The following is a 24,410-nucleotide window of genomic DNA, read 5'->3' on the forward strand; positions in this document are numbered from 1 at the left end:
CGCGCGGACAACAAGATCAGCTTTGTTCAATTCTGCACTGGATATCTCGACATGTCCGCTTAGCAGCCAATCAGTCCTCAGGGATTTCAGTGGGACTCGGGTCAGCCGGTAGGCATGGCCGGGTCACGGCAACCGACCACGCCGTGACCGACCGAACCACTGCAATTCCTGGGGGTTTTGCCATGCCTGAAATCACCCGCCGACGCGCCCTGGGCGCGGCAGCAGGAGCGGCCGCCGCGCTCGCCGTGGGAGGCACCGCCGCCGCTGCCGCGCGGAAGGTGTCGACCGCGGCCGATCCCGCGTCCTTCGACGAGGTCTACCGGGGCCGCCGAATACAGGGCGCGCCGTCGCACGGCGGCGGACACCACGGCGGACACGGGGGAGGCGAGGGACACGGGAGCGGCTATGCGGTGCGCATAGACGGCGAGGAACTGCACGTCATGCGCAACGCCGACGGCACCTGGATCAGCGTCGTCAACCACTACGAGACGTTCGCCACGCCCCGCGCGGTGGCCCGCGCCGCCGTGGAGGAACTCCAGGGCGCCCAGCTCGTTCCCCTCGCCGTCGCCTGATCCGGGAGCACCGCCATGACCGTACGCAAGAACCAGGCCCAGCTCACCGCCACCGAGAAGCGCCGCTTCGCCGACGCGCTGCTCGCGCTCAAGCGCAATGGCCAGTACGACACCTTCGTCACCACCCACAACGCCTTCATCATGAGCGACACCGACAACGGAGACCGCGTCGGGCACCGTTCGCCCTCCTTCCTGCCCTGGCACCGCCGATTCCTCATCCAGTTCGAGCAGGCGCTCCAGGCCGTCGACCCCTCGGTGGCGCTGCCGTACTGGGACTGGACCGCGGACCGCACCGCCGCCTCCTCGCTCTGGGCGGCGGACTTCCTCGGCGGCACCGGACGCACCAGGGACGGCCAGGTGATGGACGGACCGTTCGCCTTCGCCGCCGGCAGGTGGCCGGTCAGCGTCCGCGTGGACGGCCGCGGATATCTTCGCCGGGACCTCGGCGCCGGCGGACAGCAGCTGCCGACCAGGGCCGAGGTCGACTCCGTACTCGCCATGACCACCTATGACGCCGCGCCGTGGAACAGCGCGTCGAACAGCTTCCGCAACCACCTGGAAGGCTGGCGCGGCCCGAATCTGCACAACCGGGTGCATGTCTGGGTCGGTGGTCAGATGGTCACCGGCGCCTCGCCGAACGATCCGGTCTTCTGGCTCCACCACGCCTTCCTCGACAAACTCTGGGCCGACTGGCGGGCCCGCCACCCCGGCTCTGCCTACCTCCCGGCCGCCGGCACGGCCAATGTGGTGGACCTCAACGACACGATGCGCCCGTGGAACAACGTGACCCCCGCGGACATGCTGGACCACACCCGCTACTACACCTTCGACACGGCGGCCTAGCAGACGTCAGGGAGGCACCTCAGCAGATACGGCGCGGTGCGGCTGCCGGCCGCCCGCGCCACCTCCGCCGGGGTCCCCGCCGCGACAATGCGCCCGCCCTCGTCGCCCCCGCCGGGCCCGAGGTCGATGACCCAGTCCGCAGCCGCGACCACATCCATGTCGTGCTCGACGACCACCACTGAGTGCCCCGCGTCGACCAGACCGTTCAACTGCCTCATCAGCACCTCGACATCGGCGGGATGCAGCCCCGTTGTCGGCTCGTCGAGGACGTACAGCGTGTGATCGCGGCGGACGCGCTGGAGCTCGGAGGCCAGCTTGATGCGCTGTGCCTCGCCGCCCGACAGCTCGGTGGCGGGCTGGCCCAGCCGCAGATAGCCGAGCCCGACGTCGAGCAGAGCACGCAGGCTGCGTTCTGCCGCGGGGACACCTGCGAAGAAGTCCGCGGCAGCCTCCACCGTCAGGTCGAGGACCTCGGCGATGTTCAGCCCTTCGTAACGGACTTCCAGCGTCGCCGGGTTGTAGCGCTCGCCGTGACAGTCCGGGCATGGGGCGTACGTACTGGGCAGAAAAAGCAGCTCCACCGAGACGAAGCCCTCGCCCTGGCAGGTCTCACAGCGGCCACCGGCCACGTTGAACGAGAACCTGCCCGCCCTGTAGCCGAGGGCCTTCGCCTCGGCGGTCGCGGTGAAGAGCTTGCGTACGACGTCGAACAGTCCTGTGTACGTGGCGAGGTTGGAGCGGGGAGTGCGGCCGATGGGCCTCTGATCTACCGTCACCAGACGTCCTACGCCCACAAGTTCGGCAGTGACCTCACCGGCCAGGGTGGACTTTCCGGATCCGGACACGCCGGTGACCGCGGTCAGCGCCCCGAGCGGCACGTCCGCTTCGAGGCCACGCAGATTGTGCCGGGTGACCGGACCGAGCTTCAGCCACCCGGACGGTTCGCGAACCGCACGCACCGGCGCGGCCCGCCCGTCGAAGAGGTAGCGCCGTGTCGCCGACTCCTCGATGCGGGCCAGCTCCGCGACCGGCCCGCTGTGCAGCACCAGACCGCCGTGCTCGCCCGCGTGCGGACCCACATCCACGAGCCAGTCCGCGTTGCGCACCACATCGAGATGGTGCTCCACCACGAAGACCGAATTGCCCGCCGCCTTCAGCCGCTCCAGGTCCACCAGCAGCGACTCGGTGTCGGCCGGGTGCAGCCCGGCCGACGGCTCGTCCAGTACGTAGACGACGCCGAACAGCCCCGAGCGCAGCTGGGTGGCCAGCCGCAGCCGCTGCAACTCACCGCTGGACAGGGTCGGTGTGCTGCGGTCCGGGCTCAGATAGCCGAGCCCCAGCTCGGTGACCGTCGCGATCCGGGCGAGCAGATCCGCGGTCAGCACCCGTGCGGTCTCGCCGCCGTCGCCGCCGGCTGCCAGTACCTCGGCCAGCGCGGTCAGTGGCAGCGCCGCCAGCTCGGCGATCGTACGGCCCGCGAAGGTCACCGCGAGCGCCTCCGGGCGCAGCCTGCTGCCCCCGCACGACGGGCACGGCGCACTCGCCAGGAACCGCTCGGCCTTGGTGCGCAGCGTCTGGCTCTTGGAGTCCGCGAAGGTGTGCAGAACATAGCGCTGGGCGCTCATGTACGTGCCCTGGTACGGGCGTTGGATCCGGCCCGCCTCCCTCACCGGATGCACCGTGACGACCGGCTGCTCGTCGGTGAACAGGATCCAGTCCCGGTCCTTCTGCTCAAGATCGCGCCATGGCCGGTCGACGTCGTACCCCAGCGTGTCCAGCACATCGCGCAGGTTCTTGCCCTGCCACGCGCCCGGCCAGGCCGCGATGGCGCCCTCCCGGATCGACAGCGAGGGATCGGGGACGAGCAGCTCCTCGCTGGTGCGGTGGGCCGGCCCAGGCCGTGGCACTCGGGGCACGCGCCGGCCGCGGTGTTCGGCGAGAACGCGTCGGAGTCGAGATGGTCGGCCCCCGCGGGATAGTCGCCCGCCCGCGAGAACAGCATGCGCAGCGAATTGGAGAGCGTGGTGACCGTGCCGACCGAGGAGCGGGAGGTGGGCGACGACCGGCGCTGCTCCAGCGAGACCGCGGGCGGCAGCCCGGTGATCTCACCGACCTTCGGCGCGCCGACCTGGTGGATCAGCCGACGGGCGTAGGGGGCGACGGACTCGAAGTAACGCCGCTGCGCCTCGGCGTAGATCGTGCCGAAAGCGAGCGAGGACTTCCCGGACCCTGAGACGCCGGTGAAGACGACGAGGGCGTCGCGCGGAATGTCGACGTCGACGCCGCGCAGATTGTGCTCCTGGGCGCCGCGGACGCGGACGTATGGGTCGTGGGGGCTGTGCATAGCGGACGATTCTAGGCGTCGCAGCTGGTCAGCCCCGCGATCCCGGCGAGCCGGCGGAAGGAGTCCAGCAGCGCCGCACGGTCATACGTACTGGTCGTGACCAGCACCTCGTCCGCGCCGCTGTCTTTCACAATCGCCTCCAGCGCATCCGCCACCTGCTCCGGGGTCCCGGCGATATGGCCGCGCAGCCCGGACTCGTAGAACCCGCGCTCCTTCTCCGTCATCGTCAGCTCCTCGATCTGCTCCGGCGGCGCCAGCGGTGGGAAGGCACCGTGCGTACGGGAGTACGCCAGCGCCCACGCCTCCGGCATCAGCAGCCGGCGGGCCTCCGCCTCCGTGGCGGCGATCACGACCGTGCCCGAGACGACCACATACGGCTCCTCGGACCAGGGGGACGGCCGGAAGTCCCGCCGGTAGCGGTCGATGGCCGCCAGCATCCGCTCGCGGCCCCGAATGTCGCCGATGACCAGCGGCAGCCCGGCCGCGGCCGCGATCTGGGCGCCCTCACCGGTCGCCAGAAGGAACGGCGGCACGCGCAGACCCTCCGCAGGGCGGGCGTGCACCTGCGGATGCGCCGTCTGCTCACCCGTGAACCAGCCCAGCAGCTCCTCCAGCTGCCCGGCGAAGTCCTCGGCGTCCTTCTTGTCCCGGCCCAGCGCCCTGCGTATCCCGTCCGTGAAGCCCACGGAACGGCCGAGCCCCATGTCGATCCGGCCGGGGAAGAGCGATTCGAGCACCCCGAACTGCTCGGCGACGAACAGTGGTTGATGGTTCGGCAGCATCACGCCGCCCGTGCCGACGCGGATTGTGGAGGTCGCGGCCGCGACGGCCGCCGCGAGGACGGTCGGCGCCGAACCGGCCACCCCCGGCACGCTGTGGTGCTCGGACACCCAGAAACGGTGATAGCCGAGCGCCTCCAGCTCCTGCGCGAGACGAACCGTGTCGCGCAGGGCGGCGGGCCCGTCGTATCCCTCGCGGGTGCGGGAACGGTCGAGTACGGACAGCCGGGTGGACGCGATCACTGAGCTCACACCCAGTTCAACGCGCTCACCGCAGCGGGATTCCCCCGGCCTTGCCTAGGGTGGGGGCCGTGACGCGAAACAGCAGGCCACTGGCCATATTCGACCTGGACGGGACGCTCGCCGACTCGGGGCACCGGCAGCGCTTCCTGGAGCGCAAACCGCGCGACTGGGACGCCTTCTTCGCGGCGGCCCCCGACGACCCGCCGCTGGCGAAGGGCATCGAGATGTGCCTGCAGGCGGCCGAGGAGTGCGAGGTCATGTACCTCACGGGCAGGCCGGAGAGGTGCCGCAGGGACACCCTGGCCTGGCTGGCCGAGCAGACACTGCCCGAGGGCAGGGTGTTCATGCGGCGCAACGACGACCGCCGGCCCGCCCGCACGACCAAGCTGGAGATCCTGCGGCGGCTGGGCCGCGACCGGGAGATCCGGATGCTGGTGGACGACGACGAGTTGGTGTGCGACGACGCGGAGCGGGCTGGTTTCCGGGTCGTACGGGCCGGATGGGCGGCCGACAGGTCCGAGGCGATGAAGGACGCGCAGGAACGGGAGGGCCGCACCTGATCCGGTCCGGTGGCCGTACGGGCCCGGCGGTCAGTCGCCGTCGTCGAGCCGGAAGCCGACCTTGAGACCGACCTGGTAGTGCTCGATCTGCCCGTCGACGATATTTCCGCGGACCTGCGTCACCTCGAACCAGTCGAGTCCCCGCAGGGTCTGGGACGCACGGCTGATGCCGTTGCGGATGGCGTCGTCGACGCCCTCGTGGGAGGTGCCGACGATCTCGGTGACCCGGTAGGTGTGATGTGACATGTGTGTCGCACTCCTCTCGATGCGTTCACTCCACCGTGCCCCACCAGGAGGCAGTCCGCGAGGCGTCGGGAGCCGGACGGTCTTCCGCGGCCGGGCCGAGCGCCAGCCGCGAGACGATGCGGTACCGGTCGCCGCGGTAGAGGGACCGCACGTACTCCACCGGCCTGCCCGCGCTGTCCGAGGTGACGCGGTCGAACAGCAGAGCGGGGGAGAGGACCGGGACGCCGAGCAGCTCGGCCTCGTCCTCGCTGAGAACGGTCGGCTCGATCGACTGCACGGCCCGGGCGGTCACGACCTTGCGCTCCTCGCGCAGATGCGCGTAGAAGCCGGCCTCCATCTGCTCAGGGGTGAGCCCGGGCACCAGAACGGCGGGGATGTGCAGATACTCCAGCGCGATGGGCGCACCGTTTACCAGCCGCAGCCGGGCCACGTACACCAGCTCAGTTGCGGGGGAGACCCGCAGCTTGCGCCCGATGCGCGCACCGGCGGTGACGGTACGGAATTCGAGAACCCGGCTCGCCCAGGCACCCGGAGCCTGCGGGGCTGCGGCCGGGCCGCTCTCCGCGACCAGCTCCTGAGTGATTTTGGCGGGGGCGACGAACATGCCGCGGCCGTGTTCGCGTACGAGCTGTCCGGTGGCGACGAGTTCGTCGACGGCGGCGCGCAAGGTGGGCCGGGAGACGCCCAGTTGGGCGCAGAGCGTGCGCTCGGAGGGGATGGCGTCACCGGGCCGGCGGTCCTCGACGAGGGCGAGCAGATACGCGCGCACCCGTTCGCGTTTGAGCACCGCCTTAGGAGAGTGGTTGTCGTTCATTGATGTACCCCTCTCGGCCCCTCCGGCCGCCGGCCCGCTCCGTCCGGGCCTGGACGGCGGCACCGGCCGACGCCGCCGCGTGGCACGCGCCGCGGCCGTCCGCGCGGGCGACGATCCGGCCGGCTTCGATACGGACGGCGGCCTCGGTCGCGTCGCTCACGGCGGGCACGCCGGCGGCCGCGGCGAGGGCGCCCGACTCGTCGCACACCACCTGAAGGCGCGGCCAGGCCGACGGCGGGAAGGCCTGACGCAGGCAGTCGCGGAGGCCGACGACGCTCAGCAGTGCCAGTGGTGCCAGCTCGCCGGGGTTGGCAGTGACCAGGACGGCGGTGACTGTTGCGCCGGGCGGTGCGGCCCGTACCAACTCCTCGGCTGCTTCCAGGCGGTGCAGCCCGAGGATGCCCACCACGCCGTCGTCCGCGAGGCGCGCGGGCGCGCCGCGCACCGCGTCCATCGCCCGCGGCGGGTCCCACGGCTCGTCGGCCGGGCGCGCTTGCGGGATGTAGGGGAGGTACGGCGGGGGCCACGCGTCGTTGAGATCGAGGCCCGCCAGTTGCTCGCAGGCCCTGACGACGTTGAAGGGCTCGATGAACCCGGGTGCGGCGTCGGCCAGTTGGGTCGCGCCGTACAGGGTCGTGAGGGCGGCCTCGGCAACGCGCACCAAGCGGCCTTGTGTCGCGTCGGCCGGTCTCAGCCGCTCCAGGGCCAGCCCGAGGAGGATCGCGTCCAGCTTCAGCAGCTGCCCGAACGGGCGCCGAATCGATTCGTCGGCGAGGATCTCGGGCATCAGGTGCATGCCGAGCCGGGCCGAGCCCTGCTTCTCGTCGGTGTCGGCGCCGGCCCCAGCGAGTGGCAGCCGGGCGACCCAGGCGCGGGCGAACGCGCCGAGCGCCTCGAAGACGGTGCTGTCCGGCTCCGGATGCGGCGGCTCGTGCGCCGCATCCGGAGCCGCTGCATCCGGAGCCGGCGGCCCGGGCGCGCGATCGGCGAGGTCGGCCAGAACCGCGAAGTAAAGGGCCCGCTTCCCTGGGAAGTTGGAGTAGACGGCACCGCGAGTCAGCCCGGCGCGCTCGGCGATGCCGTCCACCTTGGCGTCGCGGAAGCCGCGCCCGGCGAACTCGGCCCTGGCGGCGGCGAGCACCTTGGCGCGGTTGAGCTGCTGCAGCTCCGCTCTGCTGAGCCGGCCCATTGCCCCTCACTCATCGCCGTGTTGCCGTCTGTCGCGGTTCAAGATACCGTCGCCATTCAGATGGTGACGTCATATGGTCTTGACATTGCAACTCGTAACCAGCGAGGGGACGCTTCCGAGTGACACGCATCGGTGACGGCGGCTCCTTACTGGCATGTACGTTCTGCGGGAAGAGCCAGAAGCAGGTCAACAGACTCATTGCGGGCCCGGACCGGCTGTGCATCTGCGACGAGTGCGTCGGGCTCTGCAACGAGCTCATCGACGACGAGCCGAGCGAGCTCTCTCAGGTGGGGTGGGAGGAACTGCCCAAGCCGCGCGCGATCTTCGAGTTCCTCGAGCAGTACGTCATCGGGCAGGAGAGCGCCAAGAAGACGCTCTCGGTGGCGGTCTACAACCACTACAAACGCATCCGGTCCGAAGGCGGCGCCAAGTCGCGGCACCTCGCGCAGGAAGAGCCGGTCGAACTCGGCAAGTCCAACATCCTGCTGATCGGCCCGACCGGCTGCGGCAAGACCTACCTCGTTCAGACGCTCGCCCGGATGCTCGACGTACCGTTCGCGATCGTCGACGCAACCGCGCTCACCGAGGCCGGCTACGTCGGCGAGGACGTCGAGACCATCCTGCTGAAGCTGATCCAGGCGGCCGACTACGACGTCGCGAAGGCCGAGACCGGCATCATCTACATCGACGAGATCGACAAGGTCGCCCGCAAGAGCGAGAACCCCTCGGTCACCCGGGACGTCTCCGGCGAAGGCGTCCAGCAGGCGCTGCTGAAGATGCTGGAGGGCACGACGGCCTCAGTCCCGCCGCAGGGCGGACGCAAGCACCTGCAGCAGGAGTTCATCCAGATCGACACGGGCAATGTGCTGTTCATCGTCGGCGGAGCGTTCGCCGGTCTTGAGCGGATCATCGAGCAGCGGACCGCGCGCAAGGGCATCGGGTTCGCGGCCGCGATCCCCACCGCCCAGGAGCGGGCGGACCGGGACGCCTTCGCCGAGGTGATGCCCGAGGACCTGCTGAAGTTCGGGCTGATCCCGGAGTTCGTCGGCCGGCTTCCGATGGTGACGAGTGTCCGGCCGCTCGACCGTACGGCGCTGACGCGGATCCTGACCGAGCCGCGCAACGCGCTGATCAAGCAGTACCAGAAACTCCTCGAACTCGACGGCGTCGAGCTGGAGTTCACCGATGAGGCCGTCGGCGCGATCGCCGAACAGGCCCTGCTCCGACGTACTGGAGCCCGGGCGGCCCGGGCGATCCTCGAAGAGGTTCTGCTCAATGTGATGTACGAGGTGCCGAGCCGGGACGACGTGGCCCGCGTCGTGGTCGATCGCGACACCGTGCTCGACAACGTCAACCCGACCCTGGTGCCGCGCGAGCAGCCGGGCGAGGCGGGGGAGCGCAGGGAGAAGTCCGCCTGAGGCCGGGCCGTGCCCGGCCCCGGTGTTCAGTGCGCGATGGAGTCGATCAACGCTCGTGCGCCCTGGCGGAGGAGAGTGACGGCGACGGAGGTGCCGAGGGTGGCCGGGTCGAGAGGGCCGGCCCATTCGTGCGCGTTGAGGACCGTCTTGCCGTCGGGCGTGAACACGCAGGCGCGCAGGGAGAGATCGCCGCTGCGCTCGGACTTGGCGTAACCGGCGATCGGGCTGTTGCAGTGACCCTGGAGAACGTGGAGGAACATACGTTCCGCCGTGGCCTCGCGGTGGGCGTCGGGGTCACCGAGGCCGCTGACGATGTCGATCACGTCGGTGTCGCCCTCGCGGCACTGGAGGGCCAGGATGCCCGCGCCGATCGGAGGGCACATCACCTCGGGCGTGAGGACCTCGGCGATCACATCCGTGCGGCCGATGCGCTCCAGGCCGGAGACGGCCAGCAGCAGCGCGTCCGCCTCGCCGTGGGCGAGCTTGTCCAGACGGCGGTTGGCGTTGCCGCGCATCGGCACGCACTCGAGCTGCGGGTGGGAGGCGGCGAGCTGGGCCCTGCGGCGTACGGAGGATGTGCCGATTCGCGTCCCTGCCGGGAGCTCGTCGAGAGTGAGCCCCGCGGGATGGATGAGGGCGTCGCGGATGTCGTCGCGCTTGAGGAAGGCGGCAAAGACCGTCCCGGCGGGCAGCGGCCGGTCGGCGGGCACGTCCTTGACGCAGTGCACGGCGAGGTCCGCCTCCCCGGCGATCAGGGCGGCGTCCACCTCCTTGGTGAACGCGCCCTTTCCCTCGACCAGGGAGAGGTCGCCCATCCACTTGTCCCCGGTCGTCTTGACCGGGACGACCTCGGTGCGGATGCCGGGGTGGAGCGCGGCCAGTTCGGCGCGCACACGCTCCACTTGGGCGAGCGCCATGGGCGAGTCACGGGAGACGATGCGGATCAGCTCAGGGGTGGACATGGCATCCACCATAGAGGCTCGGACTCGCAACTCCCTCCACCAGGCCCAACGTCCATCTCGGCGGTGCGGCAAGGAGGTTGGGCCATTCGGGCGGGTGTGCGGGATGCCGTGCGGGTCGGACACGGCCGTGGGACCAGGTGGTCGAAGACGCCTGGCCGCGCGGTGCGGCCACGGCGATTGGCGTCCTCGTCGGCCAGGTGCTCCGCGCCCGCCACCCATACGTCCAGGGCTTGTCTTCCATCGCTGCCATAGCCCTTGGTCATGGCAACACTCCGGCAGCTCGAATACCTGGTCACTGTCATCGACACCGGCTCCTTCACCCGCGCGGCCGAGCTTCTGCACGTCTCCCAGCCCGCCCTGTCCCACCAGGTCCGCGCACTGGAACGGGATGCGGGCGGCCCCCTGCTCGAACGCCTGCCACGCGCCGTCCGGCTGACGCCGACGGGCCGTGCCATGCTGCCGCACGCCCGCGCCGCACTCGCCGACGCCGAGCGGGCCCGTACCGCTGCCCGCCGTGCCGTCGGCCTCGACGGCGGTGAGATCCAGGTGGCCGCGGTGTACTCGGTCACGCTCGGCGTGCTGCCGCCGGTCCTGCGCGCCTGGCGTGAGCAGCACCCCGACGTCCGTATCCGGCTGCTGGAGTTCGCCCACACCGACGCCCTCGTCGACGCGATGACCGCGGGCCGTGCCGACCTCGCTGTCGGGCCCGCGCCGGGCTCGTGGGGCGGTCCCGTACGGGAGCTGGGAACGGAGGAGTTCGTGGTCGTCGTCGCCGACGACGACCTGGCCGCCACCGACGAGCCTGGCCGGGTGGCGCTCGCGGCGCTCTCGGACCGCGACTGGGTGCACTAGGCCCCTGGCAACGGCCTCGCAGAAGTCCTCGACCAGGCCTGCGCCGCCGCTGGATTCCAGCCTCGTACGGCCGTACGCACCGAGCAGACCGCGGCCGCCCCCTTGCTCGCCGCCGACTCGGCCCCGCCCTGGTCCCGGCGAACCTCGTCCCGCCGGGCTTCGGCGGGCACCTGCTGCGCCCGGACCCGCCGGTGCGCCGCCTGCTGACCGCCTACACCCGCCCCCACCCCGATCCGCTCATCACCGCCTTCCTCGACACCATTGCCCGCCACGCCCGCGTGGTGCCCGAAGATGCCGGGCGCAGACGTCTCAGTACGCGTCGCCCGTCGTCGACGAGTTGATGATGTCGCCGTGCGCGAAGTCGCCCGGCGGGATGCCGGGGTGGTGCCCCTCCGGGCGTGGATGCGGCACTGACGTACCGAGCGCGAGCCGGGACACGATGCGGTAGCGGTCGCCGCGGTAGACGGAGTGGACGTACTCGACGGGGTGGCCGGCGGTGTCGGTGGTCAGCCGCTCCACCAGCAAGGCGGGGGAGAGGACCGGCACGTCGAGCACGGCGGCCTCGGCCTCGTTGACGACGGTCGGCTCGATGGACTGCACCGCCTCGTCGACGTACACCCGATGGTGCTCCCGCAGATGGTCGTAGAGATCACCGGCCTCCAGCTCCTGCGGGGTGAGCGAGGGGACCAGCTCGGCCGGGATGTGCAGATGCTCGATGGCCATCGGCGCACCGTCGACCAGCCGCAGCCGGGCGATGTAGACCAGCTCGGCGGCGGGGGAGACGCGCAGCTTGCGGCCGATGCGGGCCCCCGCCCGGATGGTGGCGAGCTTCAGCACGGTGCTCGACCAGGCGCCCGACGCCCGCGGCACGGCGAACGCGGCGTCGTCGGACACGAGTTCCTGGGTGATTTTGGCGGGGGCGACGAACATGCCGCGGCCGTGTTCGCGTACGAGCTGTCCGGTGGCGACGAGTTCGTCGACGGCGGCGCGCAAGGTGGGCCGGGAGACGCCGAGTTCGGCGCTGAGGGTGCGTTCGGAGGGGATGGCGTCGCCGGGCCGGCGGTCCTCCACCAGGGCGAGAAGGAACTCCCTGACCCGCTCCCGCTTCAGTACGGCACCTGAAGAGCTGCTCCCCATGGACCTGGCACCTGGCCTCTCTGCTCCACACCATCGACAACTGGTCAGATGGTAAACGACAACCTGACCAGTGGCTCATCATCCTCTCCTTGAACGGCCCATGTTTTCAGGGCACTTGACGATGACATTGGTCCATGCCACCTTCTAGCCACCTCGTTTGCCAGTTGACCAATTGGTTAGCTATCTCCCGAGGTGACTTGAGTGAGGAGCTTCATCGCCGCTGCCGCGGCACTCGCGGCCGCCACCGCGCTCACCGCCTGCAGCACCTCCCCGTCCAGCTCCGACTCGGCGGACGGCGGCAGCCGGCTCACCGTATGGATCATGAAGGACAGCGTCTCCGACGCCTATCTCCAGCGGTTCAAGAAGGAGTTCGAGCAGCAGCACAAGGGCACCGCCCTGGACATCCAGATCCAGGAGTGGGACGGCATCGGCGAGAAGGTCACCGCCGCCCTGGCCAGCAAGGACGCCCCGGACGTCATCGAGGTCGGCAACACCCAGGTCGCGCGGTACGCGGCGAGCGGCGGAGTCACCGACCTCGTCGGCAAGGTCGAGGAGCTCAAGGGCGCCGACTGGCTGCCCGGCCTCGCCGAACCGGGCGGGCGGAACGGCCTTCGAGGACACCGTCCCCGGCCAGTGATCACGCTTCGAGGGGCGGGCGCCAGGTGTGCGTCCGCCCCGCGGCCGGACCCCGTCACACCTTCCGGGGCTTGACCGGTCCTTTGGTACAGACCAAACTCCGGTCACACCCGTGCGAGCGCGGAGCGCGCTTCCCCCCATGTCGGGTTCACACTCCCGTGCTCCCACGCTGAAGGTGACCTCCGTGAAGAAGCGCTCCCACAACCTGTCCGTCATCGTGTCCGTCGTACTCGTGTCCGCGCTCACCCTCAGCGGCTGCGGCGTCCTGGGCGGGACCGAGACCCGCACTGTCCGGATCTGGCTGATGAAGGACAGCGTCTCCGACGACTTCCTGAAGCGCTTCACCACCGCCTACGAGAAGGACAATCCCTCCGTACGGCTGGAGTTCACCTTCCAGGAGTGGACCGGCATCGGCAAAAAGGTCACCGCCGCGCTGGAGAGCGAGAAGGCGCCGGACGTCATCGAGGTGGGCAACACTCAGGTCGCCCAGTACGCCGAGAGCGACGCACTGCGGGACCTCACCCTCGAATCCGTGCGGGACCTCGGCAACGAGGAATGGCTGCCAGGACTCGCCGAACCGGGCAGCATCAACGGCTCGCAGTACGGCATTCCCTGGTACGCGGCCAACCGCGTCGTCATCTACAACAAGGACCTCTTCGCCGACGCCGGGATCACACAGCCGCCCAGAACCCGCGCCCAGTGGCTCAAAGACTGCGAAAGACTCAACCGCGGCGGCACACAGGGCATCTACCTCTCCGGCCAGGACTGGTACACCCTCGCCGGCTTCATCTGGGACGAGGGCGGGGAACTCGCCGTCGACCAGGGCGGCGAATGGCAGGGGACGCTGGGCACCCCGGCGGCGCTGCGCGGCATGGCGTTCTACAAGAAGCTCCAGGCGCACGGCAGCGGGCCCAAGAACGCGGACGAGGAGACCCCGCCGCAGGCCGAAGTCTTCGCCAGGGGCAATGTCGCCCAGATGATCGCGGTGCCCAGCGCCGCGACCCTCATCGAGAAGAACAACCCCGATCTCCAGGGCAAGCTCGGCTTCTTCCCCGTACCGGGCAAGACGGCCGCCGCGCCCGGCGCCGTCTTCACCGGTGGCTCCGATCTGATCGTGCCCGAGATGGCGCGCGAGCGGGCCGCCGCGATCGAGGTCGTCAAGGCGCTCGCGGGCGAGAAATGGCAGACCGACCTCGCCCGCACCATGCACTACGTACCCAACAAGACGACCCTCGCGGGCGTCATCGAGGGCGAGGAGAGCACCGCGGCGATGGCCGCCGGCGCCGCGCGGGGCAGGGCGACGCCCAACTCGCCGCAGTGGGCCGATGTCGAGGCCGACAACCCGATCAAGCCCTATATGACGGACGTTCTGCAGGGCAAGGAGCCCAGGCGCGCGGCGCGGATCGCATCCGTGCGCATCACCGAGGCCCTCGCGCCTCACTGAGCCGTCCGCCCCCGCTACCCTCCGTGCTCCCTTCATGGCACCGCATTCCCCGGCATTCAGCCTTCGCACATCCACTCTCCGCCGGGCTGTCATGTCGAATCCAGCCGACCACGGAAGAAGTAAGGAGCCGGGCCGCCGCACCCGCGGTCCGCCCCCTACCGTCCGGCACAGGAGAGCGTCATGCCCGCATCGCCAACTGTCGTCCCCGCCCCAGTCACCGCTTCCCTCCCCGCGCAGTTCTCGGCGCCCGCGCCCGCCCCCACGCCGCTCGCCGAGGGCGACCAGCCCCGCTACGTCGTCTCCCTCGCCCGGGACCAGGACGACGTACGGGCCGCGCAGCGTCTGCGCCACCAGGTGTTCGCCGGTGAGATGGGCGCCAGGCTCGAGGGCCCGGAGCCGGGTCTGGACATCGACGCCTTCGATGCGTACTGCGACCACATCCTTGTGCGCGAGGCGGAGACCGGCGAGGTCGTCGGCACCTACCGGGTGCTGCCGCCCGAGCGCGCCAAGGTGGCGGGCCGGCTCTACTCCGAGACCGAGTTCGACCTCACCCGTCTGGCACCGATCCGCGACGACCTCGTCGAGGTCGGCCGTTCCTGCGTCCACCCGCTGCACCGCAACGGGGCCGTCATCGCCCTCATCTGGGCCGGGCTCGCCCGCTACATGACCCGCACCGGCCACACCTGGCTGGCCGGCTGCTGCTCCATCCCGCTCGCGGACGGCGGCACACTCGCGGCCGCCACCTGGGACACCGTGAAGGCCAAGAACCTCGCCCCCGAGGAGTACTGGGTCACCCCCCACAAGCTCTGGAACCCCGACTCCGTCACCCGCCCCGAAGGACGCACCGAGCTGCCCGCCCTGCTCCGCGGCTATCTGCGGCTCGGTGCCTGGGTGTGCGGCGCGCCCGCCCACGACCCCGACTTCGGCGTCGCGGACCTGTACGTGCTGCTCTCACTGCGCCGCACCAACCCCCGCTACCTGCGGCACTTCCTCTCCCTCGCCCCCGCGCGATGAGCGTCTGGCTGCCCAGCGCGCCCTGCACCCCGGGGGGCTGCGCGACACACCACGGACCGGCGGCCGGCTCGTTCACGGCCGCCGCCCGGCTGCTGGCCGGGACGCTGGCCGTGCTCGCCGGTCTGCTCCTCGTGCCGGTGGCCGTACTGCTCGGCGCCCTCCTCGGCACCCGGGTGCGGGACGCCATGACCCGCTGCTGGGCGCGTGCGGTGGTACGCGCCTTCGGCGTACGCATACGGGTCGTCGGCCGGCCGTACGGCCCCCGGGGGTCCCTCGTCGTCGCCAACCACATCTCCTGGCTGGACATACCGCTGATCGCGGCGGCCCTGCCCGGTCGGATGCTGGCCAAGAGCGAGGTCCGGCGCTGGCCGGTGCTCGGGCCGCTCGCCGCCCGGGGCGGCACCCTCTTCCTGGAGCGCGACCGGCTCCGTACACTGCCCGCCACCGTCCGCGAGATGGCGTCCGCGCTGGGCAGCGGCGCCCGCGTCATCGCCTTCCCCGAGGGCTCCACCTGGTGCGGCCGCGCCCAGGGCCGCTTCCGGCACGCCGTCTTCCAGGCCGCGCTGGACGCCGACGCCGCCGTCCAGCCCGTACGCATCAACTATCTGCCCACCGGAGCTGCCGCGTTCGTCGGGGAGGACCCGCTGGCCGCGTCCCTGTGGCGGGTCGTGGCGGCCGGCGGGCTCACCGCGGAGATCCGGCTGCTGTCGCCCATCCCCGCGGGGAGCCACCCCGACCGCCGCTCACTGGCCCGCGCCGCTCAGCTGGCCGTCGAGAGGGACAGCGCGAATCTGCCCTCCGTGTCCGTCCACCACTTCGTCAACTCGAGTTCAGCAGCCGCCAGTTCCCTGCGCACGCCCTCCTGACGGAACTTCGCCGACACCTCCGTACGCATCTCCTCGCCCGCTTCGAAGGACACCGCCAGATCCAGCTCGGGGATCTTCACGGTCAGCGCGGAGCGCGCCCGCAGCCGCATCTCGATCCACTCCTGCTCCCGGTCCCACACAGCCACATGATCGAAGTCGCCGGGGTCGACGTCCGCGCCCAGCTCCCGGGCGATGACGGACAGCACGTTCTTGTTGAACGCGGCCGTCACCCCCGACGCGTCGTCGTACGCCCTGACCAGGACCTCCTCGTCCTTCACCAGATCCGTCCCCAGCAGCAGCGCGTCGCCGGGGTCCAGCAGCGACCGCACGGAACGCAGGAACACCGCGCGCTCGGCGGGCAGCAGATTGCCGATGGTGCCGCCGAGGAACGCGACCAGCCGCGGTCCCGGCGTGCCGGGCAGCGCGAGACCGCGGGTGAAGTCGGCGATCAGAGCGTGGACATTGAGCCCGGGACGCTCGGCCAGCAGCCCCTCGGCCGCACCGGTCAGCGCGCTCTCGCTCACATCGACCGGCACATAACTGTGCAGCGCGGGCAGTGCGTCCAGCAGATGCCGGGTCTTCTCGGAGGATCCCGAGCCCAGCTCCACCAGGGTGCGCGCACCGCTCGCGGCGGCGATCTCGGAAGCGCGGGCGACAAGGATCTCCCGCTCGGCACGGGTCGGGTAGTACTCGGGCAGCCGGGTGATCTCCTCGAAGAGCTCGCTGCCACGGGCGTCGTAGAACCACTTGGGCGGCAGTTCCTTGGGGGTACGGGTCAGCCCGTGCAGCACATCGGCGCGCAGAGCGGCGTCCGTGGCGTCCTCGGGCAGGGTGCGGGTCAGCAGGAACGGGCTCACGCAGTGGGCTCCTTGAGCGGGGTCAGCAGGACATCGGTGCGGGTCGCGGCCAGCAGGGTGTGGTCGGGAACCTCGCGCCAGTGGGGATCGTCGTCGTACGGCTCGGAGGCCACGACCGTGCGGCGGCCGGGCTCGGCGAGATACCAGAGGGTGTCGCCCCACGCCGTCGCCGCGATCGTCTCGCCGTCGGTGAGGAGCAGATTGAGCCGCGATCCCGGCGCCGCCTCGGCGGCCTCGCGGACCGTGTCGGCCAGCGCCTGGCCCAGCTCGTCGCCGTCGCGCAGCCGGTGCAGCACCAGCGCCCACAACAGCGCGGAGTCGCAGCGCGCCTCCAGCGACAGCAGTTCGGCGGCGGGCAGCGACCGCGCGAGCGGAGCCAGCGTGCCGGGCCAGCCCCTGACCGCGCCGTTGTGGCTGAACAGCCAGGGCCCGGCGGTGTACGGCGCGGCCGCCGCCTCACCGTCCGCGCCGGCCACGGTGGCGTCGCGGACGGCAGCGAGCACGGCCCCGCTGCGGACCACCCGGACGAGATCGGCGAAGGAGAGATCCGCCCAGATGGGGCCCGGCCGCCGGTATCTGGCCGGCACCGGATCGCCGTCGGCGTACCAGCCGACGCCGAATCCGTCGGCGTTGACGGTTCCGTACCGCTGGTGACGAGGCGCCCAGGACTGCCGGAACAGGCCGTGGGCGGGCTCGACCAGCAGCTGCCCGAGCGGCAGTTCGGGTCCGAGGAAGGCGATATGGCGGCACATCAGCACTCGCCCCCTCGGCGGAGCCGGCGGCCCGGCAGCGGCGCGCTCACGACGCCTCCCCGGGCGCCGCGTCCCGCGCCGTGCGGAACCCGGCGAAGATCTGCCGGCGCACCGGCAGGTCCCAGTTGCGGAACGTGCCGCGGCAGGCCACCGCGTCGACGGCGAACGAACCGCCGCGCAGCACTTTGTGCGCACTGCCGAAGAACACCTCGGAGTACTCCCGGTAGGGGAAGGCGGCGAAGCCCGGGTAGGGCAGGAAGTCGCTCGACGTCCACTCCCACACATCGCCGATCAACTGCCGTACGCCGAGCGCCGATTCACCCTCCGGATAGCTGCCCACCGGGGCGGGCCGCAGATGGCGCTGGCCGAGGTTGGCGTGCGCCGGCGTCGGATCCTCGTCGCCCCACGGGAAGCGGCGGGAGCGGCCCGAGTCCGGATCGTGGCGGGCGGCCTTCTCCCACTCGGCCTCTGTGGGCAGTCGCCGCCCCGCCCAGCGGGCGTACGCATCGGCTTCGTACCAGCTCACATGCAGCACCGGCTCGTCGTCGGGCACCGGCTCACTCACCCCGAAGCGGCGGCGCAGCCACTGCCCGCCCTCGCGCCGCCAGAACAGCGGTGCGCCGATGTCGTGCTGTCGGATCTGGTCCCAGCCATCGGCCGCCCACCAGCGGGGGTCGCTATAGCCGCCGTCCTCGATGAAGGCCTGGTACGCGCCGCAGGTCACCGCCACTGTGTCGATGAAGAACGGCGGCACGACGCGCTGGTGTGCGGGCCGTTCGTTGTCCAGCGCCCACGGCTCGGTCGATGTGCCCATGGTGAACGGGCCGCCCGGGACCAGGACCTCGGCAGGCAGGCCGCGCGCGCTGCCGGCCGGCGGCTCGGGCGCGGTGAGCGCGGCCGGGCCCTTGCGCAGCTGGTGGGTGATGAGCATGGTCTCGTCGTGCTGCTGCTCGTGCTGGGCGATCATCCCGAAGGCGAAGGCGGCGTCGACCAGCGGCCCGCCCTCCAACGGGGTGCGGTCCAGGACGTCGAGGACCCGGCCCCGTACGTCGGATGCGTACACGCGTGCCTCGGCAGGGGCGAGCAGCGGCAGGGTGGGCCGCAGGGCACGTGGATGCTCGAAGGCGTCGTAGACGGAGTCGATCTCGGGCCGCAGCGCCTCACGCCCGGCGACGGTGCGCCACAGCCACTGCTCCTCCTGGTTGCCTATGTGGGCGAGGTCCCAGACCAGCGGGGACATCAGCGGAGAGTGCTGGGCGGTCAGTTCATGGTCGTCGACGCACGAGGTGAGCGTGGCCGTACGGGCTCTGGCGGCGGTCAGCGCATCGAGGGCGCGGCGCCGGAGGTCTTCGGTCATGTGCTCAGTTCCTTCCCGAGGGAGGAGATGCGCAGATCGTCGGCGGGACATCGGCCCCGCAGGACATGGCGCTCATTGAATGCGGCGACGGCCCCCAGCACGGCGTCGGACGCGCCGATGCGGGGGAGTGCTTCCAGGGCGACGGCGAAACAGGTCACGGCCGAGGCGTGCAGCTCGGGATCGGCCAGCCCGTGCCGGGCGGCGTTGACCCAGAGCGGATTGCGCGGCGCCGGCTGCGAACCGGCGTACTCCGCGAGCGGTTTGACGGCGCGATAGACCGTCTCCGCCGCCTCGGCGTCGTCGAACAGGGCGGTGGTGACGGCGAGCGGCACCAGCCAGCCGTCCTCGCCGGACTGGGCGTCGATCATGCGCAGCTCGAGATGGCCACGCGGCCTTACGGGCGGAAAGAGGGTGGTCAGGTGGTAGTCGAGGTCCTCCCGGGTCGGCCGACGCAGATTCCCCGAGCGCAGCCACTGGCGGAAGGTGAGGCCGTCGGGCAGCTCCCACGGCCCCTCGGCCGTCCGGACGCACATCACCGGGGCGTCCAGCGCATGTGCGGTCCAGGCCGAGCGCGGCTCCTGGTCCAGCGGCGGCGCCAGGGGCCGTACGTCGTCGAGCGCGGCCCACACGGCCTGCCGGGTCGACCGCCAGCCGGTGTAACGCCCTTGCTGTGCAGGCGAGTTGGCGAACGCCGCCATCAGCACCGCGCCCAGCAGATGCGCGAGCTGCCAGCGTCTGCCGTACCCGAGGGGTCCCGGCTCCTCGTCGCCCGCGTCCAGGCACACCTGGATGGAGGCTGAGGTGCACATCATGGCGCGGCCGGCCGGACCCGTTCGGTCCAGATACGCCTCCATGGCGTCGTAGCGGGGTTCGTGGAGCAGCCGGCGCGGCGGATGCCAGGGGTCGAGGCCGAGTCCGGTGAGAGTGAGGTCTGCCGGGCGGAGCGCGGCGCGTACGGCGTCCAGATCGGCGGCGGTGGAGTCGATGCACTCCATCAAGGAGGCGGCGGGGGGAGAGCTGAGCTCCAGCTGGCCGCCTGGCTCGAAAGTGAGGGCCGATTTCAGTTGTAGCGAACGTACCTGGTCGTGGGCCGCGGCGATGCGGTCGGCGGGGACGGGGCGCTCGGGCCGCTCCAGCTCATGAATGAGCCATTCGACCTCCACGCCGACGGTGCGGGGCGGGCCGTTCTTGAAGCAAATACATCGAAGCAGGTCCTCCGCTTCATCCAGGTCGATCGGCCGGCCGAAGTCGCCGGTATCGGGTGGGTGCATGTTCTGCTCCTCCAGTCGCGAAGGCACTCTGCCAACCTAAAGCCACGCCCGCTGGTTCGCACAAGAGTGCTCATGATGTCCGCGGGACGTAAGAAAATCGATTGCCGTGGCTGCGGCCGGTGAGGACGATGTCCGGCATGAGTGCACGACTGCGGGGGATCGCGAAGCAGACCGAAGACATCGTTGAAAAGGGCCACTACCTGGCATTCGACGGTCGGAAGGTGGAGATCGGGCGGGAGCTGGCCGCCGCGCTGGCGGGCACGACGATGTACGGACCCGAGGCCGTGGAGGTCACCGCGGACACGGACCGTACGACGTCCTTCGAGGTCACGGGCGAGAGCAGCACGGAAGCCGCCCGCCGGCTCACCTCCGCGGACGCGGCACCCGTCGTTGTCCTGAATTTCGCCTCCGCACGCAACCCCGGCGGCGGCTATCTGAACGGCGCACAGGCCCAGGAGGAGGCGCTCTGCCGGGCCTCGGCGCTGTACGCCACGCTGCTGCGCGCCCCCGAGTTCTACGACCACCACCGCGCAGACCGCAGCCCGTTCTACACCGATCGGGTCATTCACTCTCCCGGCGTCCCGGTCTTCCGCGACGACCGCGGACGGCTCCTGGACGCTCCGTACACCGTGGGATTCCTGACCTCGCCCGCGCCGAACGCCGGGGTGATCACCAGCCGCACCCCCGACCAGGCGCACCGCATCCCGGCCGCCATCGCCACCCGCGCCGAGCGCGTCCTGGAGACGGCGGCCGAGCGCGGCTACCGGCGCCTCGTGCTGGGAGCCTGGGGCTGCGGGGTCTTCCGCAACGACCCCGCGGCGGTAGCGGGCGCCTTCCACACACTGCTCACCGACGGTGGCCGGTTCGCCGGCCACTTCGAGCAGATCGTCTTCGCGGTCCTCGACCGCACGGCCGGGGCGACCACGCTGGGGGCCTTCCGGCGGACCTTCGCGGGTCAGCTCCAGCCGTTCGGTCAGCTCCAGCCGTAGCGTTCCTGAAGCCGCCGCACGACCACGTCGAAGCGGGGCCGGTCGAGCGCGCAGGCCTCGCGGCGCATGCCGTCCTCGTGTACCCGCAGCACCCGGTCGAGGTCGACCCATGACTCGCGTCCGGCCCGGTCCCACGGCCCGACGCCGATCGGCACCCACTCGTGGTCCCGGTCGTGACGCTTGCTGGAGAGCTGCACGGCGAGCAGCGTGCCGGCCTCCTCGCGGGCCACCACCAGGACCGGACGGTCCTTGCCCCGCCCGTCGTTCTCCTCGAACGGCACCCACGTCCAGACGATCTCGCCGGGGTCGGGATCGCCGTCGCGGTCCGGGGCGTACGAGGTGCGGACCGGGCCCACCTCGACAGGATCGGCCTCGGTGGTGGCCGCGGGGCCGCTACTGCCGGGCAGGTCGAAGGGGCCGTCGTAGGCGTCTGGTGCACCGGATGCACGGGGGAAGAATGTCACCGCCTCACGGTAGGACACCGTCCAGCACTCGTTTCAGGCCATCCTCAAGACCCCGTGCGGAACTGGTCTGGAAAGATGCCCAGGGCGATGAGCCAGACACCCAAGCAATCCGCAGAACGCCCCGTTCCGACCAGCGCCGACGTCGCCCGGCTGGCCGGAGTCTCCCGAGCCACCGTCTCGTACGTGCTCAACAACACCTCGGCCGTACGGATCAGCGAGCCCACCCGCCGGCGCGTCCGCGAGGCCGCCGAGGAGCTCGCCTATGTGCCACACGCCGCGGCCCGCAGTCTGCGCGCCGGGCACACCCGGATGGTGCTGCTGCCCACCGCCCATGTCCCGGTCGGCCCGCTCTACAGCCGCTTCTTCAACGAGCTCCAGCGGGCGTTGCGCCGCCTGGACTACACCGTCGTGCAGTACGGCAGCCTCGGCCTCGACGGCGACGAGGCCGCCCGCGCCTGGGCCGAGCTGCGTCCCGTCGCGGTCGTCTCGCTCGGCGAGGTGGCGCTCACCCCGCACGGTGTCGACGTCCTCAAGCGCTCCGGCGCGAAAGCCGTCATAACCCTCGGCCCGCACCGCGTCCAGGGCGCGCACTCCCTCGTCATGGACCAGAGCGAGATCGGCAGCTGCGCGGTGACCCACCTGGTCGGGCGCGGCCGGCGCGCCATCGGCGTGGTCATGCCGCAGGAGCCGGGCCTGGAGCTCTTCTCCGACCCCCGTCTGGTGGGCGCCCGGCGGGCCGCGGCGGGCACCGGCGCCCGGATCGAGCCGCTTCCCCTGTCGTACGACGAGGAGTCGGCGGCCCAGCTCGCCGCCCGCTGGCGCGAGTTCGGCCTCGACGCGGTCTACGCGTACAACGACGAGCACGCCATGTTGCTCATGCGCGCTCTCCAGGACGCGGGCATCCAAGTCCCGGGCGAGACCGCAGTGGTGGGCGCCGACAATCTGCTGCTCGGCAGACTGCTGCGGCCCCGGCTCAGCACCGTGCGGATCGACATGGCGACCGGTCAGCGGCTGGCCGAACTCGTCGACCGCGTCGTACGCGAGCCGGGCGCCGAGCCGGAGCGGCACGGCCTGATGGGGGCGCGGGCCCTCCACCGCGAGTCCAGTTGACCCGGGGGCGCCGCTCTGACGACATGCGGGCCGGGCGGTGCGTGTCTAGCGTCACTTGCATGAGTACTGACCCGCAGCGCTTCGAGATCCTGGTGGTGCCCGAGCATGTCGAGGGCCGCGATGCCGCTTCCCTGGCCAAGAGCGCCATCCGCTCCGCCGTCGTGGAGGCCACGGGCCGGCGCGGGTCCTCCGGCTATCCGCGCTATGAGGGCGAGGGTGTGGTGGCCGACATCGACCCTGCGACGCGTACGGTCGAGGCGCTGCTCGTCGACGGGTCGGAGCTGGACTACGGACTCTCCGTGCGGGTCCTCGACGTGGCAGACCGCTGACGGCGACTTCTCCGCATGGGTGCCTCTCCGGGCCGTCGACAGTGGCCGTTGACATGGGCCGACACCCGGCAGAGACTCGGGCTGGGCCAATGGTGAACGTTGGTTCACCAAGTGAACAACGCTGTACGCACGGCCAAGCCTGGGAGAGTTTTGATGAGCATCCGCGACGTCTACATTGTCGATGCCGTCCGCACCCCGATCGGCAAGTTCGGGGGCGCGCTCTCCTCCGTACGGCCCGACGACCTCGCGGCGCATGTCGTCAAGGCGCTCGTGGACCGTGCCCCGGAGCTCGACCCGGCCCGTATCGACGACGTCGTGCTCGGTGACGCCAACGGCGCGGGTGAGGACAACCGCGACGTCGCCCGCATGGCTGTCCTTCTCGCCGGCCTGCCCGTCACCGTCCCCGGCGTCACCGTCAACCGCCTGTGCGGCTCGGGACTTGAGGCAGTCATCCAGGCGGCCCGCGCCATCGCACTGGGCGACGCGTCGATCGTGATCGCGGGCGGCGTCGAGTCGATGTCCCGCGCACCCTGGGTGCTGCAGAAGCCCGAACGGGCCTTCCCCGCGGGCCACCAGCAGCTCTACTCGACGACGCTGGGCTGGCGTATGACGAACCCGCGCATGCCCGCACAGTGGACCGTCCAACTGGGCGAGAGCGCCGAACTCATCGCCGAGAAGCACGACATCACCCGCGAGCAGCAGGACGCCTTCGCCCTCGCCAGCCATCAGAAGGCCGCCGAGGCCTGGGGCAAAGGGCTGTACGACGGTGAGGTCGTCGCGTACGAGGGAGTGGAGCTGCCGCGCGACGAATGCATCCGCGACTCGACGTCCATGGAGGCGCTCGCCAAGCTGAAGCCGTCGTTCCGCAAGGACGGCACGGTGACGGCGGGCAGCTCCTCACCGCTCAATGACGGGGCGGCGGCGCTCCTTCTCGTCGACGAGGAAGGGCTGCGGGCGACGGGCCGCGCGCCCCTCGCCCGGATCCGTGCCTCCGCCGTCACCGGCATCGAGCCGCAGCTCTTCGGCCTCGGCCCGGTGGAGGCGGTACGGCGGGCGCTCACCAAGGCGGGCAGGACCTTCGAGGACCTGACCACCTTTGAGCTGAACGAGGCCTTTGCCGCCCAGTCGCTCGGCTGTCTCGCCGAATGGCCGGATCTGGACCCGTCCCTGGTCAACCCGCGCGGCGGCGCCATCGCGATCGGCCATCCGCTCGGCGCGTCAGGGGCCAGGCTGGCCGGCTCGGTCGCTCACCAGCTGGCGGCGGCCGGTTCGGGAACCGGCGTCGCCGCCCTCTGTATCGGTGTGGGCCAAGGCATCGCCCTGGTCCTGGAGCGCTGAGCCGGACAGCCTTCGAGCCTGCGT

At 71.1% G+C, this 24,410-nt stretch carries 25 protein-coding genes and 1 pseudogene; 13 read left to right on the plus strand and 13 right to left on the minus strand.

Annotated features, from left to right (window positions below; translation table 11 throughout):
- Positions 1-182: 182 nt before the first annotated feature.
- Together melC1 and melC2 are read left to right on the plus strand one after the other, a co-directional pair.
- Positions 183-572 (plus strand): apotyrosinase chaperone MelC1, encoded by a 390-nt coding sequence (gene melC1 / locus ACZ3H8_RS05085; protein WP_467397489.1) that lies wholly within the window; start codon positions 183-185, stop codon positions 570-572.
- 15 nt (positions 573-587) lie between these two features.
- Positions 588-1,415: a tyrosinase MelC2 gene (melC2, locus tag ACZ3H8_RS05090; RefSeq protein WP_467397491.1), complete on the plus strand. Its 828-nt coding sequence runs from the start codon at positions 588-590 to the stop codon at positions 1,413-1,415.
- Here melC2 and ACZ3H8_RS05095 read toward each other — a convergent pair.
- A pseudogene (locus ACZ3H8_RS05095) lies at positions 1,412-3,759 on the minus strand (ATP-binding cassette domain-containing protein). The gene melC2 and the pseudogene ACZ3H8_RS05095 sit on opposite strands and share 4 nt — an antisense overlap.
- Positions 3,760-3,770: 11 nt before the next feature.
- Positions 3,771-4,790 carry an LLM class flavin-dependent oxidoreductase gene (locus ACZ3H8_RS05100; protein WP_467397494.1) on the minus strand — a complete coding sequence of 340 codons (1,020 nt, stop codon included), beginning with the start codon at positions 4,788-4,790 and terminating at the stop codon, positions 3,771-3,773.
- A gap of 59 nt (positions 4,791-4,849) precedes the next feature.
- Here ACZ3H8_RS05100 and ACZ3H8_RS05105 point away from each other — a divergent pair, with 59 nt between their 5' ends.
- Complete coding sequence (locus tag ACZ3H8_RS05105) at positions 4,850-5,341, plus strand: phosphatase domain-containing protein (RefSeq protein ID WP_467397496.1); 492 nt, start codon at positions 4,850-4,852, stop codon at positions 5,339-5,341.
- A 30-nt stretch (positions 5,342-5,371) separates the two neighbouring features.
- Here the strand turns inward: ACZ3H8_RS05105 and ACZ3H8_RS05110 are convergent, their stop codons facing one another.
- The 3 genes from ACZ3H8_RS05110 to ACZ3H8_RS05120 are packed head-to-tail and all read right to left on the minus strand — an operon-like array spanning position 5,372 to position 7,590.
- Positions 5,372-5,587, minus strand: a complete 216-nt coding sequence (locus ACZ3H8_RS05110; protein ID WP_307659746.1) for a dodecin — start codon at positions 5,585-5,587, stop codon at positions 5,372-5,374.
- A gap of 25 nt (positions 5,588-5,612) precedes the next feature.
- Positions 5,613-6,401 carry a GntR family transcriptional regulator gene (locus ACZ3H8_RS05115; RefSeq protein WP_467397499.1) on the minus strand — a complete coding sequence of 263 codons (789 nt, stop codon included), beginning with the start codon at positions 6,399-6,401 and terminating at the stop codon, positions 5,613-5,615.
- On the minus strand, positions 6,379-7,590 hold the full coding sequence (locus tag ACZ3H8_RS05120; RefSeq protein ID WP_467397501.1) for a TetR/AcrR family transcriptional regulator: 1,212 nt from the start codon (positions 7,588-7,590) through the stop codon (positions 6,379-6,381). The genes ACZ3H8_RS05115 and ACZ3H8_RS05120 overlap by 23 nt, the downstream gene beginning before the upstream one ends.
- A gap of 119 nt (positions 7,591-7,709) precedes the next feature.
- Here ACZ3H8_RS05120 and clpX point away from each other — a divergent pair, with 119 nt between their 5' ends.
- Entirely contained in the window at positions 7,710-9,008 is a 1,299-nt protein-coding gene (gene clpX, locus ACZ3H8_RS05125; RefSeq protein WP_467397503.1) for an ATP-dependent Clp protease ATP-binding subunit ClpX, read from the plus strand.
- A gap of 26 nt (positions 9,009-9,034) precedes the next feature.
- Here clpX and hemC read toward each other — a convergent pair whose 3' ends face one another.
- Positions 9,035-9,970: a hydroxymethylbilane synthase gene (gene hemC, locus ACZ3H8_RS05130; RefSeq protein ID WP_467397506.1), complete on the minus strand. Its 936-nt coding sequence runs from the start codon at positions 9,968-9,970 to the stop codon at positions 9,035-9,037.
- Positions 9,971-10,231: 261 nt separating this feature from the next.
- On the opposite strand from hemC, the gene ACZ3H8_RS05135 reads away from it, so the two are divergent.
- Entirely contained in the window at positions 10,232-10,822 is a 591-nt protein-coding gene (locus ACZ3H8_RS05135) for a LysR family transcriptional regulator (RefSeq protein WP_467397508.1), read from the plus strand.
- Here ACZ3H8_RS05135 and ACZ3H8_RS05140 read toward each other — a convergent pair.
- Together ACZ3H8_RS05140 and ACZ3H8_RS05145 are read right to left on the minus strand one after the other, a co-directional pair.
- Positions 10,819-11,094: a hypothetical protein gene (locus ACZ3H8_RS05140; protein WP_467397511.1), complete on the minus strand. Its 276-nt coding sequence runs from the start codon at positions 11,092-11,094 to the stop codon at positions 10,819-10,821. The two genes, ACZ3H8_RS05135 and ACZ3H8_RS05140, sit on opposite strands and share 4 nt — an antisense overlap.
- Positions 11,095-11,131: 37 nt before the next feature.
- Positions 11,132-11,959 (minus strand): GntR family transcriptional regulator, encoded by an 828-nt coding sequence (locus tag ACZ3H8_RS05145; RefSeq protein ID WP_467397513.1) that lies wholly within the window; start codon positions 11,957-11,959, stop codon positions 11,132-11,134.
- A 201-nt stretch (positions 11,960-12,160) separates the two neighbouring features.
- Here ACZ3H8_RS05145 and ACZ3H8_RS05150 point away from each other — a divergent pair, with 201 nt between their 5' ends.
- The 4 genes from ACZ3H8_RS05150 (at position 12,161) to ACZ3H8_RS05165 (ending at position 15,919) form a co-directional block, all read left to right on the plus strand.
- Positions 12,161-12,670, plus strand: a complete 510-nt coding sequence (locus ACZ3H8_RS05150) for an extracellular solute-binding protein (protein WP_467397515.1) — start codon at positions 12,161-12,163, stop codon at positions 12,668-12,670.
- A gap of 100 nt (positions 12,671-12,770) precedes the next feature.
- Positions 12,771-14,039 (plus strand): extracellular solute-binding protein, encoded by a 1,269-nt coding sequence (locus tag ACZ3H8_RS05155; RefSeq protein WP_467397973.1) that lies wholly within the window; start codon positions 12,771-12,773, stop codon positions 14,037-14,039.
- A gap of 180 nt (positions 14,040-14,219) precedes the next feature.
- Positions 14,220-15,053, plus strand: coding sequence for a GNAT family N-acetyltransferase (locus ACZ3H8_RS05160; protein WP_467397517.1), 834 nt, complete (start codon positions 14,220-14,222; stop codon positions 15,051-15,053).
- Complete coding sequence (locus ACZ3H8_RS05165; protein ID WP_467397520.1) at positions 15,050-15,919, plus strand: lysophospholipid acyltransferase family protein; 870 nt, start codon at positions 15,050-15,052, stop codon at positions 15,917-15,919. The genes ACZ3H8_RS05160 and ACZ3H8_RS05165 overlap by 4 nt, the downstream gene beginning before the upstream one ends.
- On the opposite strand, the gene egtD is transcribed toward ACZ3H8_RS05165, so the two are convergent.
- From egtD to egtA, 4 genes are read right to left on the minus strand one after another with little or no spacing between them, the layout of a single operon-like run.
- A complete protein-coding gene (egtD, locus tag ACZ3H8_RS05170; RefSeq protein ID WP_467397522.1) occupies positions 15,814-16,776 on the minus strand; it encodes an L-histidine N(alpha)-methyltransferase in 963 nt (320 codons plus the stop codon). The two genes, ACZ3H8_RS05165 and egtD, sit on opposite strands and share 106 nt — an antisense overlap.
- Complete coding sequence (gene egtC, locus ACZ3H8_RS05175; RefSeq protein WP_467397525.1) at positions 16,773-17,528, minus strand: ergothioneine biosynthesis protein EgtC; 756 nt, start codon at positions 17,526-17,528, stop codon at positions 16,773-16,775. Before egtC ends, egtD begins: the two co-directional genes overlap by 4 nt.
- Before the next feature lie 46 nt (positions 17,529-17,574).
- Entirely contained in the window at positions 17,575-18,885 is a 1,311-nt protein-coding gene (gene egtB / locus ACZ3H8_RS05180; RefSeq protein WP_467397527.1) for an ergothioneine biosynthesis protein EgtB, read from the minus strand.
- Complete coding sequence (egtA, locus tag ACZ3H8_RS05185) at positions 18,882-20,156, minus strand: ergothioneine biosynthesis glutamate--cysteine ligase EgtA (RefSeq protein ID WP_467397530.1); 1,275 nt, start codon at positions 20,154-20,156, stop codon at positions 18,882-18,884. Before egtA ends, egtB begins: the two co-directional genes overlap by 4 nt.
- Before the next feature lie 137 nt (positions 20,157-20,293).
- Here egtA and ACZ3H8_RS05190 point away from each other — a divergent pair, with 137 nt between their 5' ends.
- A complete protein-coding gene (locus tag ACZ3H8_RS05190; protein ID WP_467397532.1) occupies positions 20,294-21,145 on the plus strand; it encodes a TIGR02452 family protein in 852 nt (283 codons plus the stop codon).
- On the opposite strand, the gene ACZ3H8_RS05195 is transcribed toward ACZ3H8_RS05190, so the two are convergent.
- Positions 21,130-21,609: a type II toxin-antitoxin system PemK/MazF family toxin gene (locus ACZ3H8_RS05195; RefSeq protein ID WP_467397534.1), complete on the minus strand. Its 480-nt coding sequence runs from the start codon at positions 21,607-21,609 to the stop codon at positions 21,130-21,132. The two genes, ACZ3H8_RS05190 and ACZ3H8_RS05195, sit on opposite strands and share 16 nt — an antisense overlap.
- Positions 21,610-21,696: 87 nt before the next feature.
- On the opposite strand from ACZ3H8_RS05195, the gene ACZ3H8_RS05200 reads away from it, so the two are divergent.
- From ACZ3H8_RS05200 to ACZ3H8_RS05210, 3 genes are all read left to right on the plus strand, one after another.
- On the plus strand, positions 21,697-22,719 hold the full coding sequence (locus ACZ3H8_RS05200; protein ID WP_467397537.1) for a LacI family DNA-binding transcriptional regulator: 1,023 nt from the start codon (positions 21,697-21,699) through the stop codon (positions 22,717-22,719).
- A gap of 59 nt (positions 22,720-22,778) precedes the next feature.
- Positions 22,779-23,048: a hypothetical protein gene (locus tag ACZ3H8_RS05205; RefSeq protein WP_467397540.1), complete on the plus strand. Its 270-nt coding sequence runs from the start codon at positions 22,779-22,781 to the stop codon at positions 23,046-23,048.
- 153 nt (positions 23,049-23,201) lie between these two features.
- Positions 23,202-24,386, plus strand: a complete 1,185-nt coding sequence (locus ACZ3H8_RS05210; protein WP_467397543.1) for a thiolase family protein — start codon at positions 23,202-23,204, stop codon at positions 24,384-24,386.
- Positions 24,387-24,410 lie beyond the last annotated feature (24 nt).

This window comes from Streptomyces sp. NPDC002868 (assembly GCF_055563295.1).